Annotated in this window: 12 protein-coding genes; 1 reads left to right on the top strand and 11 read right to left on the bottom strand. The window is 63.5% G+C overall.

All coding sequences use genetic code 11. The annotated features are described in order from the left end of the window. Positions 1-27: 27 nt before the first annotated feature. The 7 genes from PQU92_RS06005 to PQU92_RS05975 all read right to left on the bottom strand — a co-directional run bounded on the left by PQU92_RS06005 (position 28) and on the right by PQU92_RS05975 (position 12242). A complete protein-coding gene (locus PQU92_RS06005; RefSeq protein ID WP_272747300.1) occupies positions 28-882 on the bottom strand; it encodes a chorismate mutase in 855 nt (284 codons plus the stop codon). Between the two features lie 227 nt (positions 883-1109). Continuing rightward, positions 1110-2171 carry a DUF2125 domain-containing protein gene (locus PQU92_RS06000; RefSeq protein WP_272747299.1) on the bottom strand — a complete coding sequence of 354 codons (1062 nt, stop codon included), beginning with the start codon at positions 2169-2171 and terminating at the stop codon, positions 1110-1112. A 141-nt stretch (positions 2172-2312) separates the two neighbouring features. Then, positions 2313-3986 (bottom strand): 2-isopropylmalate synthase, encoded by a 1674-nt coding sequence (gene leuA, locus PQU92_RS05995; protein WP_272747298.1) that lies wholly within the window; start codon positions 3984-3986, stop codon positions 2313-2315. A gap of 93 nt (positions 3987-4079) precedes the next feature. Further along, on the bottom strand, positions 4080-7034 hold the full coding sequence (locus PQU92_RS05990; RefSeq protein ID WP_272747297.1) for an ATP-dependent DNA helicase: 2955 nt from the start codon (positions 7032-7034) through the stop codon (positions 4080-4082). 65 nt (positions 7035-7099) lie between these two features. Beyond that, the gene (locus tag PQU92_RS05985) at positions 7100-7924 is read right to left on the bottom strand and encodes a TIGR02186 family protein (RefSeq protein WP_272747296.1); all 825 of its coding nucleotides are present in this window, start codon (positions 7922-7924) and stop codon (positions 7100-7102) included. Positions 7925-7932: 8 nt separating this feature from the next. Then, positions 7933-8853: a sulfite exporter TauE/SafE family protein gene (locus PQU92_RS05980; protein WP_272747295.1), complete on the bottom strand. Its 921-nt coding sequence runs from the start codon at positions 8851-8853 to the stop codon at positions 7933-7935. A 146-nt stretch (positions 8854-8999) separates the two neighbouring features. Beyond that, complete coding sequence (locus PQU92_RS05975) at positions 9000-12242, bottom strand: SEL1-like repeat protein (protein ID WP_272747294.1); 3243 nt, start codon at positions 12240-12242, stop codon at positions 9000-9002. A gap of 222 nt (positions 12243-12464) precedes the next feature. Here PQU92_RS05975 and PQU92_RS05970 point away from each other — a divergent pair, with 222 nt between their 5' ends. After that, the gene (locus PQU92_RS05970; RefSeq protein WP_272747293.1) at positions 12465-12683 is read left to right on the top strand and encodes a hypothetical protein; all 219 of its coding nucleotides are present in this window, start codon (positions 12465-12467) and stop codon (positions 12681-12683) included. A gap of 149 nt (positions 12684-12832) precedes the next feature. On the opposite strand, the gene argF is transcribed toward PQU92_RS05970, so the two are convergent. The 4 genes from argF to PQU92_RS05950 all read right to left on the bottom strand — a co-directional run bounded on the left by argF (position 12833) and on the right by PQU92_RS05950 (position 17147). Further along, complete coding sequence (gene argF / locus PQU92_RS05965; RefSeq protein WP_272747292.1) at positions 12833-13753, bottom strand: ornithine carbamoyltransferase; 921 nt, start codon at positions 13751-13753, stop codon at positions 12833-12835. Continuing rightward, positions 13753-14976 carry an aspartate aminotransferase family protein gene (locus PQU92_RS05960; RefSeq protein ID WP_272747291.1) on the bottom strand — a complete coding sequence of 408 codons (1224 nt, stop codon included), beginning with the start codon at positions 14974-14976 and terminating at the stop codon, positions 13753-13755. The genes argF and PQU92_RS05960 overlap by 1 nt, the downstream gene beginning before the upstream one ends. 139 nt (positions 14977-15115) lie before the next feature. After that, the gene (locus PQU92_RS05955; RefSeq protein ID WP_272747290.1) at positions 15116-16087 is read right to left on the bottom strand and encodes a TraB/GumN family protein; all 972 of its coding nucleotides are present in this window, start codon (positions 16085-16087) and stop codon (positions 15116-15118) included. A gap of 136 nt (positions 16088-16223) precedes the next feature. Further along, the gene (locus tag PQU92_RS05950) at positions 16224-17147 is read right to left on the bottom strand and encodes a TraB/GumN family protein (RefSeq protein WP_272747289.1); all 924 of its coding nucleotides are present in this window, start codon (positions 17145-17147) and stop codon (positions 16224-16226) included. Positions 17148-17185: the final 38 nt, after the last annotated feature.

Raw genomic sequence — 17185 nt, 5'->3', positions numbered from 1 at the left:
CAGCGCATAGACATGCTGTTTTTCGGCCTAAATTCGCGCAGACGTGCCGATAATGCCAGACAAACCGCCCAACACCTTGCCCGACGCCGGGTCGAGGCGGCCGTCATGCGCCTGTACGAAGCCCGACAGAGCAAACAGCTTCATGCCGCCGACATTGTACAGCCACTCCGCCGCCAGACCGCGATGGCCCAGTTCCTCGATCAGGGCGGATTCGCTCAGACGGCTGTCGGTCACCCAGTAGGACACGTCGTCGCCCGTCGGTTCAGGGGTCAGCGCGGCGATGGCAAAGGCCTTGGGGCGGTCGGGATTGCGTTCCGGCAGGGCGCAGATCACGCGCACGGCGGGTTCGGCCAGCAACCGCGCCCACCACGCTCCGGCGCGCGTCTCAAGGCTGATGATACCGATATTCTGCGGGTCGCGCGCCGCCGCAATCACATGCAGCGGCTCGGCCAGCGGGCCTTGCGTCGGGGCGGCCCCGAAGCGTTCGCGCCCCCACTGGAAAATCTCCGCCGGTTTGTCGCCCGCCCAAAAATTAAGGTGAAGACCACCCTGATCTTCACCCTGAATACGCAGCGATTCCGAGATCAGCTCGCGCCAGATGGCAATGACGGCGGCGTCCGAAGCGGCCTTGCGCGGGGCGTCGGTCAGCTTGCGCAGCAGCAGGGCTTCACGGTCGGGGCGCAGCAGGGAAACGGACTGACCGGCCACGCCTTCGCGGATCTTGGCGGCAGCGATGTCGCGCGCCAGGGCCGAGCGTTCGTCGATCAGGCGCAGCAAATCGGTATCGAGCGCATCGATTTTCAGCCGCAGCGATTGCAGGGTTTCCGCTTTTACCTCGATACTTGTCTGGGGCTTCGCCTTGGTTTGCGCACGTGCCGTCATGGCCACACCGTTCTCCGAACCTCGTGTCTAAGCCGTCTGCACGACTAAAACCGGTCTTTTATTGGCGTCTCTTCTGATGGACACGCCTTTATTGCAAATTATACACAGGCCACACATTCGTTTCACAGGAAACGAATGTGTATCTTTGATGATTACAGTCCAAAATCGAGCGCTTTACAATAGAGCCACTGCAAATTTATTCGCAGGTGCGTTAAGCGCCCTCTGACTCAACGCACGACCGGGGCGTCCGATACCTTCAACGGCCCGACATAGGTGCCGCCGTCGCGGAAGTCGAATTTGAGTTTCACCGGTTTGTCCGCCGTCATGGTCGTGCCCACAAAAGGCCGCGCCAGGGGCTCGTATTCCGGCGCGATCAGCCCGGCCCCCAACAGGAAGGTCACCGGATCGCCGGAGCCCTTGATCTCGACATTGAGCGGCCCTTGCAGCGCCAGATTGGGGTCGACGCGCATGGCGTCGCTCTGGCCGAAGATTTCCAGATCGCCGATGTGCAGCGAGGCCTTGACGCCGGTCATTACGCCGCCGCCGTCGCGCCACGCCGTCAGCCGACCGTCTTTGAACTTCGCCGCCTGACCCACCGTGCCTTCAAGGTGCAGGTCGAAGGTCTTGTTCGGCCCCATCCGCCCGATCAGGCTTTCGGGATGGCCCTTGGCACCGGTCACACGCCACAGGAAATCGGCATTATCCACGGCGGCGGCATTCGGACGCAGATAGGCCTCGAAGCGCTGGGCGCTTTGCAGCAGAAAGGGGTACTCGGCCTTCGAGACCGTAAAGATGGGGTTCAGGCCTTCGACGGCGATAGTCTGGATCGGCTGGGTCCAGCCGGAAACGCTAGCCCGCAGGGCATCGCCGGTGATCTTGACCTCGCCCAGATCGATGGCCCCCAGATCCGGCGTTTCGCGACGACCGCGATAATAGGTTAACCCCTCTGTGGCCACGAACACCCACTTATCCAGCACGAAGGCCGAAGCCTCGGCTTCGAGGCGCGGCGCGGCAAAGCCTTTGCCAGTGGGCGCGATGGCCTCGAACTTGTCGAGCGCGATAAACATGCGGAAGGGGTAGCCCTGTACGTGCAGCGGCGAATAGCCGACGTGATATCCCGCATCGATCAGGTTCTGACGCGTCAGGGCGATGCGGTTTTCAAGCTGGCTGGCGACGTAGAACCAGTAGCCGGTCCACCCGGCCAAAAGCACCAGAAAGATCAGGATCGGCCCGAACAGCCCCCAGCGCGAGGGTTTCTTTTTGGGTTTGGAAACGGACGCTTCAGTCATAGGAACTCCGTTCATCCCCTCTCCCTGAGGGAGAGGGTGGCCGATAGGCCGGGTGAGGGGGAAATGGTAAAACCGCGCTCGTAACCAGCAGTCCCCCCTCACCCCAGCCCTCTCCCTCGGGGAGAGGGGGTTTATGGTAGCCTACAACGCATTTGCAGCAGAAAGCAACGCCTTGACCGACGCGGTCGCGCTATCGACGTCCATGCCGACGCCGAAGACCTTGCGGTCGTCCTTCGTGCGGCATTCGACATAGGCCACGGCCCTGGCGTCCGTGCCACGGCTCAGGGCGTGTTCGTGGAAATCAAGCACCTCAAGACCCAGTCCGTAGGCGGCGTTCAGCGCATCGACGGCGGCGGCCATCAGGCCGTTGCCGCGCCCGTTAATCGGGGTCTCGACGCCGTCATGCGTCACGCGGCCCGCAAACAGACGATCGACGCCCGACCGACGCGCGCCGGAATCGGTATATTCGACCAGTTCGTAGGTCGTGGTGCCTTTGAGGAAATAGGCGTCCTCGAAGGCGTGCCAGATGTCGGCGGCCTGCATTTCCTTGCCGGTCTTGTCGGCGATGTCCTGCACCTTGTGCGAAAAATCGACCTGCAACCGGCGCGGCAGTTTCAGCCCCTTGTCCTGCTCCAGTATCCAGGCGATGCCGCCCTTGCCCGATTGCGAATTGACGCGGATGACCGCCTCGTAGCTTTCGCCGAGATCCGCCGGGTCGATCGGCAGGTAGGGCATTTCCCACACGCCGTCATTGCGCTGTTCGTGGGCGGCGAAGCCTTTCTTGATCGCGTCCTGATGCGAGCCGGAAAAGGCCGTGAAGACCAGCTCACCCGCATAGGGATGGCGCGGATGGACGGGGATATTGTTGCAGTGGACGACGGTGTTGACCACGGCGCGGATGTCGGAAAAATCCAGCTCCGGATCGACGCCCTGCGTATAGAGATTGAGCGCCAGCGTCACCAGATCGACATTGCCGGTGCGCTCGCCATTGCCGAACAGGCAGCCTTCGATGCGGTCGGCCCCGGCCAGCACACCCAGCTCCGCGGCCGCGATGCCCGTGCCGCGGTCGTTATGCGGGTGCAGCGAGACGATGGCGGACGAACGCCGCGTCAGCTTGCGGCAGAACCACTCGATCTGGTCGGCATAGATGTTGGGCGACGACACCTCGACGGTGGCCGGCAGGTTGAGGATGACCGGCTTATCCGGCGAGGCGTCCCACACGTCCATCACGCGCTCGCACACCTCGACGGCGAATTCCGGCTCGGTGGCCGAAAAGGTTTCCGGCGAATATTCGAACGACCATTCGGTGTCGGGTTGTTTCGCAGCTTCTTCCTTGATCCACGTCGCACCCTTGACGGCGAGGCCGATCACGTCAGCCTGCTCCAGACCGAACACCACGCGGCGGAACAGCGGCGATGTGGCGTTATAGAGGTGCACACAGGCGCGCTTGGCACCTTTCAGCGACTCGAAGGTGCGCTTGATCAGGTCTTCGCGCGACTGTACCAGCACCTGAATCGTCACGTCGTCCGGGATGTGGTCTTCCTCGATCAGCTTGCGCACAAAGTCGAACTCGATCTGCGACGCCGAGGGGAAGCCGACCTCGACCTCCTTGAGGCCGACGATCATCAACTGCTTCCAGAAGCGCATCTTCTTTTCGATGTCCATCGGATCGGCCAGCGCCTGATTGCCGTCGCGCAGATCGGTCGACAGCCAGCGCGGGGCCTTGTCGAGCGTTTTCGACGGCCAGGTCCGGTCGGACATGTCGTGCGGGAAGACGAAGGGACGGTACTTGGCCGACGGATTTTTCAGCATCATGGAAGGGCACTCTGGAAAGATCGCCGCACTCTTAGGGCTTAGCCGACATCGGGTCAATGCCACCCCCTCTCCCCGCATGCGGGGAGAGGGGAATTATAAAAACCCCTCGATCGCCACAATCGCCTCGGCCAGCGTGCAGCGCTGCACCACCACGCCCTCGGGCAGGGACGCGAACAACCGCGTGGGCGCCGCCGAATCGAGCATGACGAACACGCCCCGGTCGTCAGCCTTGCGGATTAGTCGCCCGAAGGCCTGAGCCAGCTTGGCACGGACCAGCGCGTCGTCGTACAGCTTGGCCCCGAAATGCGCCCGCCGCGCCTTGTGCAGGGCGTCTGGGCGCGGCCACGGAATGCGGTCGAAGGCGATCAGCCGCAGGGCCTGACCCGGCACGTCGATGCCGTCGCGCACGGCATCGGTGCCCAACAGACACGAATGCTGTTCGGAGCGAAACACGCTGATCAGGTCCGACACGTCCAGCGGATCGACGTGTTGGGCATAAAGCGAAATCCCCGCCTCACCCAGAGGCCGATACAGTTGCTCATAGACCGCTTTCAGGCGGCGGATGGCGGTAAACAGGCCGAGCGCCCCGCCTTTGGACGCAAGGAACAAAGCCTTCATCGCGCCTGCCACGACGCGCGGATCGTCGCGCGGCACGTCGGTGACGACGAACAGTCGGGCCTGCGCTTCGTAATCGAACGGCGACGCGATGCGCAGAGATTTGGCCCCCATGACCAGATGCGCCGCCCCGGTCCGTTGCCGCGCCAGAGCGAACGGCTCTTCCTGCGACGAATCCGACAGGGTCGCCGAGGCCATCAGCACCCCGTGCGCCGGTTTCAGCACGTAGTCGGCCAGCGGTACCGAAGGATCGACAAAGTGACGATGCAGGCCGACATCGACCAGCCGCCCGTTGTGCGCCACGGTGGCGAACCAGTCGACAAACGGGCTGGGTGCGGTTGGATCGTCACCTTCCGCATAGGCCAGTTGCTGCAACAGGCTGCGCCACGCCGGCAGGGTCATGCGCGCCCGTCGCTCCAACCCGCGCAGGGCCCCGTCGAGGCGCGTCCGCTCGGCCAGATCGAGGTCGTCCTCACCGGTCAGGATGTCTTCCATGGCTCGGACCAGCGCCAGCAACGGCGCTTCGATGGATTGCAGGGCCTTGGCCGCCAGTGACGCCGCCTCGGCCACTTCGGGCAGGCACGGATGGGCTTCGCATTCGCCGTTTTCGGCGTCGGGTTTGAATCGGGATTTGGCGGCGCTCTCCGCGCCGCGCACTTCGATCTGTTTCAGGGCGGCTGCCAAAAGCGCCTCGATGGGGCCGACCGGCTGCATCATCTCGCCCGACTGCGTCCGCGTGGTCAGGCGTTGCGACCAGCCCTCGGCGGGCAAGGCGGCGGCGGCGCGGATCAGATTTTTCAAGGCTTCCTGCGCGGCTTCGCGTGTCGCCAGCAGGTCGCCCAGCCGCTGCTCCAGCCCGCGCGAGCGCCGCCCACGCCCTTCGTTGCCGCGAATCCAGCGGCGCAATTCGGCCGCTTCGAAGCCCGACAGTTCGCTAGAAAACGCCCCGTCGGCGGCTTCGAACACGTGGTGGCCTTCGTCGAAAACCAGCCGCGACAGACCCGGCGATTCGGGCTCGACGGTCGGTTGGCCGTCGGCGGCTTTCGTCGCTTCACGCAGGTCGTAGGCCGCCTGCGCCATGACCAGCGCATGGTTGGCGATGATGATCTGCGCCGATTTCGACTTGCGGATCGACTTTTCGACGAAGCAGGTCCGGTAGTGGGCGCAGGCGCTGTAGATGCACTCGCCGCGCCGGTCGACAAGGTTCGCCGGGTTGAGCGCGCCGAATATGGCGGCGGCCGACTGCGGCGGCAATAGCGACGGCAGCCAGGTCGGAAAATCGCCGCCGACGATATCGCCGTCGCGGCTATAGACGATCCAGCGCGCCACCAGCGCCGCGACAATCGCCTCACCGGGGCCTTGCGTCAACGGCGCGAGGCGTTCCTGAAAATTCAACAAGCACAGATAGTTCTCGCGCCCCTTGCGGATCGAGACCTTGGCCTCACGCTCGGCCTCGGTATCGAACAGGGCGCGCGTATCATGATAAATCTGCTTTTGCAGGGCCTTGGTATAGGTCGAAATCCACACGCGACCCTGCGCCTTTTCGGCCCAGACCTGCGCCGGCGAGAGGTAGCCGAGCGTCTTGCCGGTGCCGGTCCCGGCTTCCAGCAGCAGCATGTTCGGTTGTTCCGACGCCCATTTCGGCGCGAAGATTTCTTTGGCCCTGAGCGCGAACAACTGCTGTTCGGGGCGCAGTTCGGCCAGCCCCGCGCGTTTGAGATTCGCCCCCAGACCGCCGGTAATCTCGTCGTCGCTCAGACTGACCTGACGCGCATCTCCGGCGGGGGCCTGATCCTCCCACTCTTCGAGCAGCGACCACACCTCCAGGGCGGGCGGCGCGACATAGCCTTCCGGCACGGGCTTTTCATTTAACGCCGCCTCGACGAACGGGCTCCAGACCCAGTTCTGCTGTTGCATATAGGCGAGCGATGCCTTCGCCATCAAACGGAACGCCAGCGGCGCTTCGGCCAGTTCGCGGCCGAGCGCCAGCGCCACCTGCACAACCATGGCCGACTGCGCCTCGGCCCCTTCGGGTTCGGTGAAGCCGACAGCCAGAGCAACCCCGGCTACCGACGGCGCGCAGAACTTCGCCGGACGCACAAAGGCGAACAGCTCCAGAAGGTCGAAATGCTTGGCTTCGCGGTGATTGCGGCCATTGAACAGGCGCTGGCGGATCAGAGGCGCATTGGCGACCAGCAGCCCTTCCCGGCCCCACGCCTCACGCGCTTCAGGCACCCCGACCCGGCGCGCGATGTGACCGTCGCTCAAGGCCGCGTGCGAGGGCAACAGCGCAAACCCCTGCTGCGGCAGGAACTGACGCAGAGACGCGTCCGGCACAGGGACGGCGGTCGGGACCTCGATGTCGGGGAAATCGTTCACGCGGGCAATGTAACGGTTATGGGCGACAAACAAAAGCCCCCACAACGACTGCATTGTGCGCGCGAAACGTGTCGAACGTCTTATACCTCCCTGACTTGTCGGGGAGGTATAAGATTTGCTTACCCCCGTCTGAACAGTCGCGACGCCAGTGCGCCCATACCCATGCTCATGGCGACGCAGGCCAGACCGTAGAGCCACGCGTGACGATGGGCGGAATTGAAAATGAACCGTTCGAAGCCGACCTTTTCCACCGTCATAGTCTTTTCGGAATAGCCTACCGGCTGACCGTTGCGAAACAGCCAGACCTCGGCGGTGTAGTCGCCGATCGGCGCTTCCGACGGCAGGGTCACCTCGGCGCGGAATAGGTTCTGATCGACAAACCGCACCCCCAGCGGATTGTCCGCATAGAGCCCGGCCTTCGATTTCAGTCTGATGACCGCCCGGCGCCAGTCGAGATAGTCGGCCTCAAGCCCGTTGACCACCACATCCTTGACGCCATAGCGCGTCACCACCTTGTTTTCGCGCGAGGTGTCCATGGCGATATAGTCGAGGCCCAGCCCCAGCAAGCGCCGGTGCGAAAAGTCGGTGATGCGGTCGAGCGGCTGCGACGAGGCCGCCATGTAATAGCCCGGCGCGCCCTCGAACACGACCGGGCGCGAATTGAGCCACACCCCGGCGTGTTGCGTCTTGCGGATCAGGCGCATCGAGGCCTTGGGCCCGCGAATGACCACCACCACGTCGGACGGCTGATCCTTCGGCTGGAACACTGCGCCATAGAGGATGACCTTGGCCCCCTGAAACGAGGACGACACCTCGATGCGGCTTTGCGTCAGGTCGGTCGACAGGCTATCGGGGGCAATCGTCGGTGCGACCGGCAGGTTTTCGACATAGGGCGCGGGTGTTTCGGCCTGTTTAATATCCGGGGGCAGGGATGCGGCGACCATGATCCCCCCTACCCGTTCGTCGGCGCGAGGATGAACGGGTCTTCCGGCGGGACAAAGAGCGTAAAGCCCATCTGCAGGCCCGCCATCAGGATAATTACCGCCAGAATGACGCGCAACTGCTCGGCGCGAAACCGCGTCGCGGCGCGGATGCCCAGTTGCCCGCCCACCACCCCGCCGATGAGCAGGATAAAGGCCAGAACACCGTCCACCGTGTGGTTGCGCACGGCCTGAAGGATCATGGTGACCAGGGTCGTGATGACGATCTGATACAGGCTGGTGCCCACCACGACCGAAGCCTTCATACGCAGTATGTAGATCATCGCCGGAACGATGAGAAAACCGCCGCCGACCCCCATCAGGGCCGCCAGAATGCCGACCGTAAACCCGATGGCCAGCGGAGGTATGACCGAAATATAGAGCCCTGAACGCGGAAAGCGCATCTTGTACGGCAGGGAATAGAGCCAGACCGGGCGTTTGCTTTTGGGCCGTTCCGGCGGCAGGCCCTGACGCGTGCGGAACAGGGCGCGCAGGCTCTCATTGAGCATCAGCCCGCCGATGGTCCCCAGCAGCAGCAGATAGAGCAGCGCCACCATCAGGTCGGCCTGACCGAGCAGGCGCAGGATACGGAATATTTCGACCCCGGCAATGGCGCCCAGGATACCGCCGCCGGCCATCAGCGTGCCCATGCGCATATCGACATTGGCCTCGCGGCCATAGCTGAGAACCGATGAGGTCGAGGTCGCCAGCACGTGCCCGGCCTGAGACGCTACGGCGATCGACGGCGGAATACCGAGCGCCACCAGCACCGGTGCCATAAGGAAGCCGCCGCCCACCCCGAACAGGCCGGAGAGGAATCCGACCACCACCCCCAGCCCGGCCATCAGCCAGACATTCACCGACATTTCGGCGATGGGGAGGTAGATTTCCACGCGAACCTTTCAGTCTTGGAGGGGCGCGATATTGTAGCTAAAAACGCCAAAGAAGAATTTAGCTACACTTTTTAGCCTATCGCTTAACGAAACGCCCGTATGCACGATGTCATACGGGCGTGTATCGAAGCAAGTGTAATAGCTCGTTATTTCGCCGCAACGGAGGTCGGGGCGCTCTGGCCGATGGGTTTAAACGCCTTGGCCTGGGTTTCGGCGCTGGCGATCTGCTCCGGGCTCATCTGGCCGCGCAGCCCTTTGAGGGTTTCCGCCGATTCACCGTCCCCGCCCGCGGCGGCAATCGACAGCCACTTATAGGCTTCGGTCAGGTTCATCGGCGCGCCGATGCCCTGCATGTACATGATGCCGAGGCCGTACTGGCTTTCAGCCTCGCCGCGTTCGGCCGCCTTGCGCAGCCAGAACATCGCCCCGGGCAGGTCCTGAGGCCCGCCTTCGCCGTTATAGTACATGCGCCCGAGATTATACATGGCCTCGGGGATACCGCCCTGAGCCGCGCGCTCGACCCAGCGGCGCGCCTGCGCCTTGTCGGCGGCGATCAGGCCTTCGGTCCCCTTGTCGTACAGCACGCTGAGGTCGAACTGCGCCTGCGGATAGCCCATGTCCGCCACGGTACGCAGGGCTTCGACGCCCTTCGGATCATTGGCCTTGAGAGCGATCGACGCCGCCTCGTACATGGCCTTCATCCGCGTCAGGTCCTGCGCGGTCGGTGCCGTGGCAACCGCCGTGGCGAGCACCGGCGCCGCCGTAGCGGGCTTTTCGGCACCGCCATCACGGACCAGCATATAGCCGCCCACCACCCCTGCCGTCAGCACGACGGCGACCGAGGATGCCTTAAAGGCGTTGAGCAGGGTCTTGCCCTTTTCCTTGGACGGCTTTTCTTTTGCCGGCTTGGTATCCTTGGTGCGCGACAGGCCGAGCTTGAGCCCGCCCAGCGGCTTCTTGTCGGTGCCCGTGCCTTCGACCGAGGCGCGCACGGCGGCGCGGGCCGCGGCCAGCGCATCACGGGTCGACATGGACACGCCGCCGTCTTCGTAGGCCGGACGGTCCGCCGGTTCATCGAACGGCGCGTCGAACACATCGTTTGTCGAGGCCTTCGGAGCGGGCGACACCTTGCGCGACGCATCGACATCGGCAAACGGGTCAAGATCGTCCGCCAGATCGGCAAACGGATCGTTCAGGGCGTCGTTGCGCGATGCCGGACGGGGCGTCAGCGGCGCTTGCATGGCCAGTTCGGCCGCCCCGCCGTCGAAGTCGTCGTCATCGCCGAACGGATCGATATCGGGCTTGTGACCGGCATTGAACGCATCGGGCTCAGCCGTTTTGCGCGTTTCGGGCGCCGGCGTTTCCGCGAACGGATCGTCGCCGAAATCGAGCGCCGAGCTCAGGAGGCGGCCGGTCAGGTCAATATCGTCGTCTTCGGCGACCGGCGCTTTCGCCGCAGGTCTGGCCACGGGTTCGGGCGTCACGACGGGTGCAGGCGCGTCCACGGCTTCGTCGAAGCCGTGCTCGAAGGCTGCGAACGGCTTTTGCTGCAATTCTGTGGTTGCGGGCGCAAACGCACTTCCCTCAAAAGGATTGGGCATGTCCTCGGCCACGGCCTTGCGCAGGGACGGGCGCGCGGCCTCCTGCAGCAGGGTCTGAGTCTGGACCTGACCGATACGCGAATCGATCTTGCTGCGCGCTTCGTCGAGCAGCTTCTGCGTACGCTCCTCGCTTTGACGGATGCGATCGGCGATGTCCGAATTGACGCGCTGATGACGGGTGTCGAGCTCTTCGCCAACGCCCTGCAGTACCTGTGTGGTACGACGCTCGGTCTCGGCGACCTTCTGCGTCAGGCGTTCGGAGATACGCGCGATTTCACCGCTCAGGCGCTCCAAAGCGCGGGCATGGGATTGATCGGCCGTTTCAAAACGCTCGTCCAGAGTCTCGCTCAAACGGCGTACCTCGGCCGAGGCGCGCTCGGCCGCATCCTCACTCGACTGCACCACGCCCGTCATCCTGCGATTGAGGTTATCGGCAATTTTCAGCACATCCTGACCCAGGGTCTCGATGGCGCGCGCCGAGCGGGCCTCAGCCTCGCCCAGTCGCGTATTGAGCAGCGACACCGTCTGATCGAGATTCTGGCGCGTGGCGGTTTCCAGCGCGCGCATGACATCGTAGCGCGACTCCTCGACGCGGCGCGTCAGGTCGGCGGTCAGTCGCGTGAGGGAATGGACGCTTTCCGGATCGGTGACGTCGCCGCGCTCTTCGGAGCGCAGCAGGCGGGCATCGAGCGAGGCAAAGGCCTGTTCCAGCGTGCGGATCGCCGTGGCGGTCTGGGCCTCGGCGGCCTCAAGGCGCTTGGACAGCTGCGAGACGACACGATCGACCATCTGTTGCGCCGCCGCGTCGTGGTCCTTCATTTCCATCTGGGCCAAACGGTGCGACAGGTTGACCATATCGCCGCGAATATCCTTGACCGTATCGCGCGCCCGGGCGTCGTTCTCGTAAAGCTGGTTGGCCAGCTTGCCGAGCGCGCCTTCGACGGCCTCGACCGTATCCTTCACCGGCGAGGCCTTCAACTCGGCCTCAAGCCGCGCCACGCGCTCGCGCTCCTCGCGCAGGTGGCCCGACAGGCCTTCCAGACGCTCGGCCTGAGCATCGACCACGCGTTCGGCATTATAGAGTCGCTCGGCCAGCGCCGCCTGTTCGTCCTCGGCCTGCGACAGGCGTTCCGAAGCCGAACTGACCGTATCGAGGACATGGCGCGTCTGGCCACTGAAACGTTCGCCCAGACGCTCCTCCAGACGACCTTCGCTCTCGGCCAGGGTTTCGGCGATGGCGGATTCGGAGCGTTCCAGACGGTTGAGCAAGGCTTCGACGGCCTGAGACACGCCGCGCACCGCCGAGGCCGAGCGCGTTTCGGAGGATTCGATACGCGTGCCGAGGCTTTCCAGAACGCGCGTCACGCGGCCCAGTTCCGCCGATTCACGCGCCGGCCACGGCTCGTCGTAATAGGCCTCGGACACCGGACGGCGCGCGTCGCGTTGCGCGGCCAGCGAATAGGGCGCGGGACGGGACGCGCGGGAATCATACCGGGGCTCTGAGCGCGGTGCCGGTCGGGCGGCGCGCGGAGCGTAATCGTCCTCGGCGTACAGGTCGTCTTCGTCGTAAACGGGCTCGACCGGACGGCGCTCACGGTTGGCCGATCTCCCGGCGCTCTGGGCCTTCTGACGCTCGCGGCGAATCACCGCCTCGACGTCCTCGCCTTGCAGAATGGTGTGATTTAACCACTCGCCGAGGGTCATGCCCGACCGGCGCGCCAAGTCCTTGGCGACTTCTCTCGCCTTCGAATCGATACCCTTAACGCTCCAGGGCGTGCCGCCGGTCATACGAATCCCCTATTCACCTTTCCGAAAGGCTAATACTCATTATCTGGGGTGTAAACCTTTTGTTAACCCCAATATCTGGGGTAACATTATTCTTCTGTGGAAAGAGCAACGTTCTTGAATCGCGTTTTGCGCGAAAATTCAATGCGGTGAAGACTTATCCACAAAATTGCGCGACGGGGCTTGCCCAAAACTTATCCCCTGCCCCATATGGCACGCATGGATATGACTTTACCGCTCACCCTGATCTGTCTCGGCGGCTTCGCGCTACTGGCCCTCGTGTCGGGCTGGCTGGGCGCCCGACCGCCCGATTTCCGCTCGGAAAAGCCGCGCCTGATGCCGTGGCGGTTCATCATGCTGCTGTCGGTCACGGTTACGATCATCCTGATCGTGCATACCCTGACTCTGCTTGGCCTCAAGAGCGATCCGCCGGTGCAGTATTAGAGAACATCCTACCCTGTAGCCATAGCGTACGGGGGAGGTGGATTTTGGAGCATAGCGACAAAAGACGGAGGGGGCACGCCTACAGAAATGCCCCCTCCGTCTGCTCATTTCATTCGCAGCCACCTCCCCCGCTGCGCAGGGGAGGATGTTTAGCTAAAGCACCAGTTAATGACAGCCTTCTGCGCATGGATGCGGTTTTCGGCCTCGTCCCAGACCACCGATTGCGGGCCGTCGATGACGCCGTCCGTCACTTCCTCGCCGCGGTGGGCGGGCAGGCAGTGCAGGAACAGCGCGTCAGGCTTCGCCAACGCCATCAGGGCTTCGTTGACCTGATACGGCTCGAAGGCCTCAAGACGTTCGTCGTGGTCGAGGTCGCCCATCGACACCCAGGTATCGGCCATGACCACGTCGGCCCCACGCACGGCGGCTTCCGGGTCCTGAGTCACCGTCACGCGGGCGCGGTTTTCCGAGGCGAAGAACATGTCGGCGTTCGACGGCTTATAACCCGCCGGACAGGCGATGTTCAGCGTGAAGTCGAAGCGCGCCGCCGCGTGGATGAACGAGGCGCAGACATTGTTGCCGTCGCCGACCCAGGCCAGAGTCTTGCCCTTGATATTGCCGCGATGTTCTTCGATCGTCTGAAGATCGGCAAGGATCTGACACGGGTGGCTCTTGTCGGTCAGGCCGTTGATGATCGGGATCGTCGCCGTGCGCGCCAGACGCAGGACATCGTCGTGGCGGTTGGCGCGGATCATGATCGCGTCGACCATGCGCGACAGGACTTTCGCTGTGTCTTCGATGGTTTCGCCGCGCCCGAGTTGCATGTCGGTCGCCGTCGAGATGATGGCGTCACCACCCAGTTGCCGGATCGCCGCGTCGAACGAGAAGCGCGTGCGCGTCGAGTTCTTCTCGAAGATCATGGCCAGCACGCGGTCGCGCGCCGGGGCGTCGGCGTCCACGCGGCCCTTGGGCCAGCCCTTGCGGGCGGCCTTGCGGGCGTGGGCGTCGTCAAGGATGCCGCGCAGGTCAGCGGCGCTCAGATCGGCGATATCGAGGAAATGCTTCACCATCAGACCGGCTCCTTGCTGAGCAGGGTTTCGCGCGCCGTCTGGAAGGTTTGTTCCAGCAGGCCGAGGGCTTCACGCGCCTCATCAATGGTCAGGTTGAGCGGCGGCAGCAGACGGACGCAATTGTCCGACCCGCCGGCGATCAGCAGACCCTTGTCACGCGCCAAAGCCATAACCTCGCGGTTGTTCGGCGTGATCTTGATGCCGACCAGCAAGCCCTTGCCACGGATATCCTCGATCACGTCGGGGAAGGCCGCTTTCAGGCCCTGCAATTGCTGACGCAGGAAGCCGGACACCTCATTGACGTGGTCGAGCGACGCCTGCGTCGACAATTCGCCATAGGCGGTCAGGCCGACGGCCATGGCGAACGGATTGCCGCCGAAGGTCGAGCCGTGCGTCCCCGGCACCATGCCCGACGCCGCGTCGCGCGTGGCGAGGCAGGCGCCGATAGGGAAACCGCCGCCCAGCGCCTTGGCCGTGGTCAGGACGTCGGGTTCGATGCCCGACCACTGATAGGCCCAGATCTTACCGGTCCGGCCAACGCCGCACTGGATTTCGTCGTACATCAGAAGCAGACCGTTGGCGTCGCACAGGTCGCGCAGGAAGCGCAGTTCCTGTTCGGTCAGCGCGCGCGCGCCGCCTTCACCTTGCACCGGCTCAACGAGGATCGCCGCCGCCGTCGGGGCCTCGGCCGCCGCCTTGATGGCGTCGTGGTCATCGAGCGACAGGTGCACAAAGCCCGGCAGCTTCGGGCCAAAACCCTTCGTATAGGACTCGTTGCCGCCCGCGTTCACCGCCGCGTAGGAACGACCGTGGAAGGCGCCCTTGAAGGTGATGACGTCGATGCGCTCCGGATTACCCTTGGCGTCGTGGTACTTACGCGCCAGTTTCAGCGCGCACTCGATCGCTTCCGTGCCGGAATTGGTGAAAAACACCTGATCGGCGAAGGAATCGTCGCACAGTTTCCCGGCCAGCGCTTCCTGATCCGGGATGCGGAAGATGTTCGACACGTGCCACAGCTTTTCGGCCTGAGCCTTGACGGTCTCGACCAGTTTCGGGTGGCAATGGCCCAGCCCATTGGTGGCGATGCCCTGCACCAGGTCGACAAACACCCGCCCGTCGCGGGCGTAAAGTCGCACGCCCTCGCCTCGCTCGACCTCGACCTGAGCGCGCGCATAGACGCTGAACAGGTGATCATCGGGAGCGGTAGGCGAGGTGGTATTCATTTTCGTGAAACCCTTAAAAAGAAAGCATCCCCAAAGTCGGGCAACGACTGAGGGGACCAGATATCTAAGCATTAAGGGGCTTAGGCGCGCCTTGTGTATAAAAACGCTGCCGATGTCAATAATTTTAGGCGGTTTCGACCTATGAAGGATCGACCCGCGTAACGGTAAAGCCGCGCTGTCTCAGCATGGTGATAACACTGTCCTCACCGACCAGATGCCCCGCCCCCACCGTGATGAAGATATGGCCTTCGCCCGCCATCATGGTTTCGATTCGCCTGACCCAGGCTGTGTTGCGATTGACCAGTAGCCCCTGATGCAGGGCCGGATCGGAGGCCTTGTCCGCCGCGATCATCCGCGCCAGCAGCGCCTCGTCACCCGTTTGCCAGGCTGCGACCAGATGATAGAGCTGACCACCGACCTGCGCCTTGAGGCTCTGGCGCAAATAGTCGCGTGACCGGGCATCGCTCAGGTTCAGAAAATAGGCCAGTTGCTGCTCGGGCGTCTCCATCCCCCTGATCGGCAGGCCAAGGGTCTTGGCGCGCGTCATCAGCAGATAGTCGACGCCCTTGTCGCCCCGCATCCCGGTCATGCCGGTCTGCTGTCCCTCGATCATCATGCCGACCAGCCACGGCTTGAGCCGCGACAGGTCATCGGTCGTCACCTCATGGGCGCGGGCAAAGGCCTGCAACTGCCGCACCTCGGTTTCATCCAGCCCAGTCAGTATATTACCGCCCGACGACATAAGGCGGCGGCGGAAACCGTCGCTGAACCCGTCGAGGTCCTTGACCTCGAAATAGACTTCGTCGGCCGTGTCGAAGGCCTGAAACAGACGCGTATCGGCCCATTTCGTCCCGGTCATCAAGGCGTGGATCGATCCGAACAGATAGATGGTCGAATCCTCATCCTTCAATACCCACATCAGCGGCGCACCGGTTGGGCTGGTGGCCGCAACGACCTTGGGCGGCGGCGGTTTCAGATGGGTGAGCGCGTATTCGCCGCCGAAGGCCAGCGCGATGACCACGGCACCGATGCCGAGGCCTATGCCGATATCGCGGCCCCAGTTGCGCCCTGCCGGCTTCGTTTCCTGAGAAAAAGATAGCTGATCGCGCATGACATTCCCCCGATTGATCGGCGGTACAAATACACCCCTCAGGTTGCCGCACCCTAAAGAGACGCGGTTAACGCGCATACAAAAGCCCCGCACGCGGATATCGCGTACGGGGCTGGGAAGTGGCCTAAGGGGCCGCCTATTGCGCCGACTGGTAGTCGTAGGCCTCGACCGTGACGCCTTCCTTTTTCAGCATGTTCTGAACGCTGTCCGGCCCGGCCAGATGCCCGGCGCCCACCGCGATGAACTGCGTCCCCGAACCGGCGAGGATCTGCTTGATCGGCGCGATCCAGTTACGGTTGCGGTTGACCAGAACCGCCTCGTACATCTTCGGCGTCTTGGTCTTCATCTCGTCGACCAGCAGCTTTTCGAGCGCCTTTTGATCGCCGGTCGACCACGCCTTGAGCATATCGTCGAACAGGGCGCGCGTTTTCGTGTCTTCCTTCGCGGCGTCAAGCAGGCTCTTGGCCTGTTCGTCGACAAGGCTGGTGGCGAGGATCTTCATCTGCTCGTCCATGGTTTCAAGCCCCTTGACCGGCAGGTTCTTCGCCCGCGCCTGAGCCAGAAGCGTCTTGTCCACCCCGGCGTTGGGATCGAAACCGAGGACTTCCATCTGCTTCATCATCAGCATCAGACTGGCCAGCCACGGCTTCAGCATGGTCAGCTGATCGACGTCGAGGCCGTACTTCTTATAGACGCCACGGATGACCTCCAGCTCTTCCGGCGTATAGGGCGTGAGCAGGCTCTTGGTCGGGTCGATGCCGTACTTCATGACCAGCCCCTGAGCCGCAGCCTGATCGTCGAGGTCGGCAACCTCAAGATAGAGCGTGTCGGCGCTGTTGAAGGCCTTGTCGATGCCGGCATGTTTCCATTGAGTGTCGGCCTTGAGCAGGTGGAAGGTGCCGAACAGATAGATGGTCGAGTCGGCGTCCTTGATGACCCACATTTTCGGGGCGGGTTTCGGGGCTTCCTTGGCCTGGGCGGCAAAGCCCATCGGCAGCAGGGCGGCGGCGGCGAGAGCGCCGGTGACGACGGCCCGGCGCGTGTTTTTCAGATTGAACATGGTATTCCCCTCGATTGAGAACTAAAATTGATACGGTA

Origin of the sequence: Asticcacaulis aquaticus (assembly GCF_028550415.1) — a bacterium.
Lineage (GTDB): Bacteria > Pseudomonadota > Alphaproteobacteria > Caulobacterales > Caulobacteraceae > Asticcacaulis > Asticcacaulis aquaticus.
This window is presented reverse-complemented; position numbering and strand designations above follow the sequence as displayed.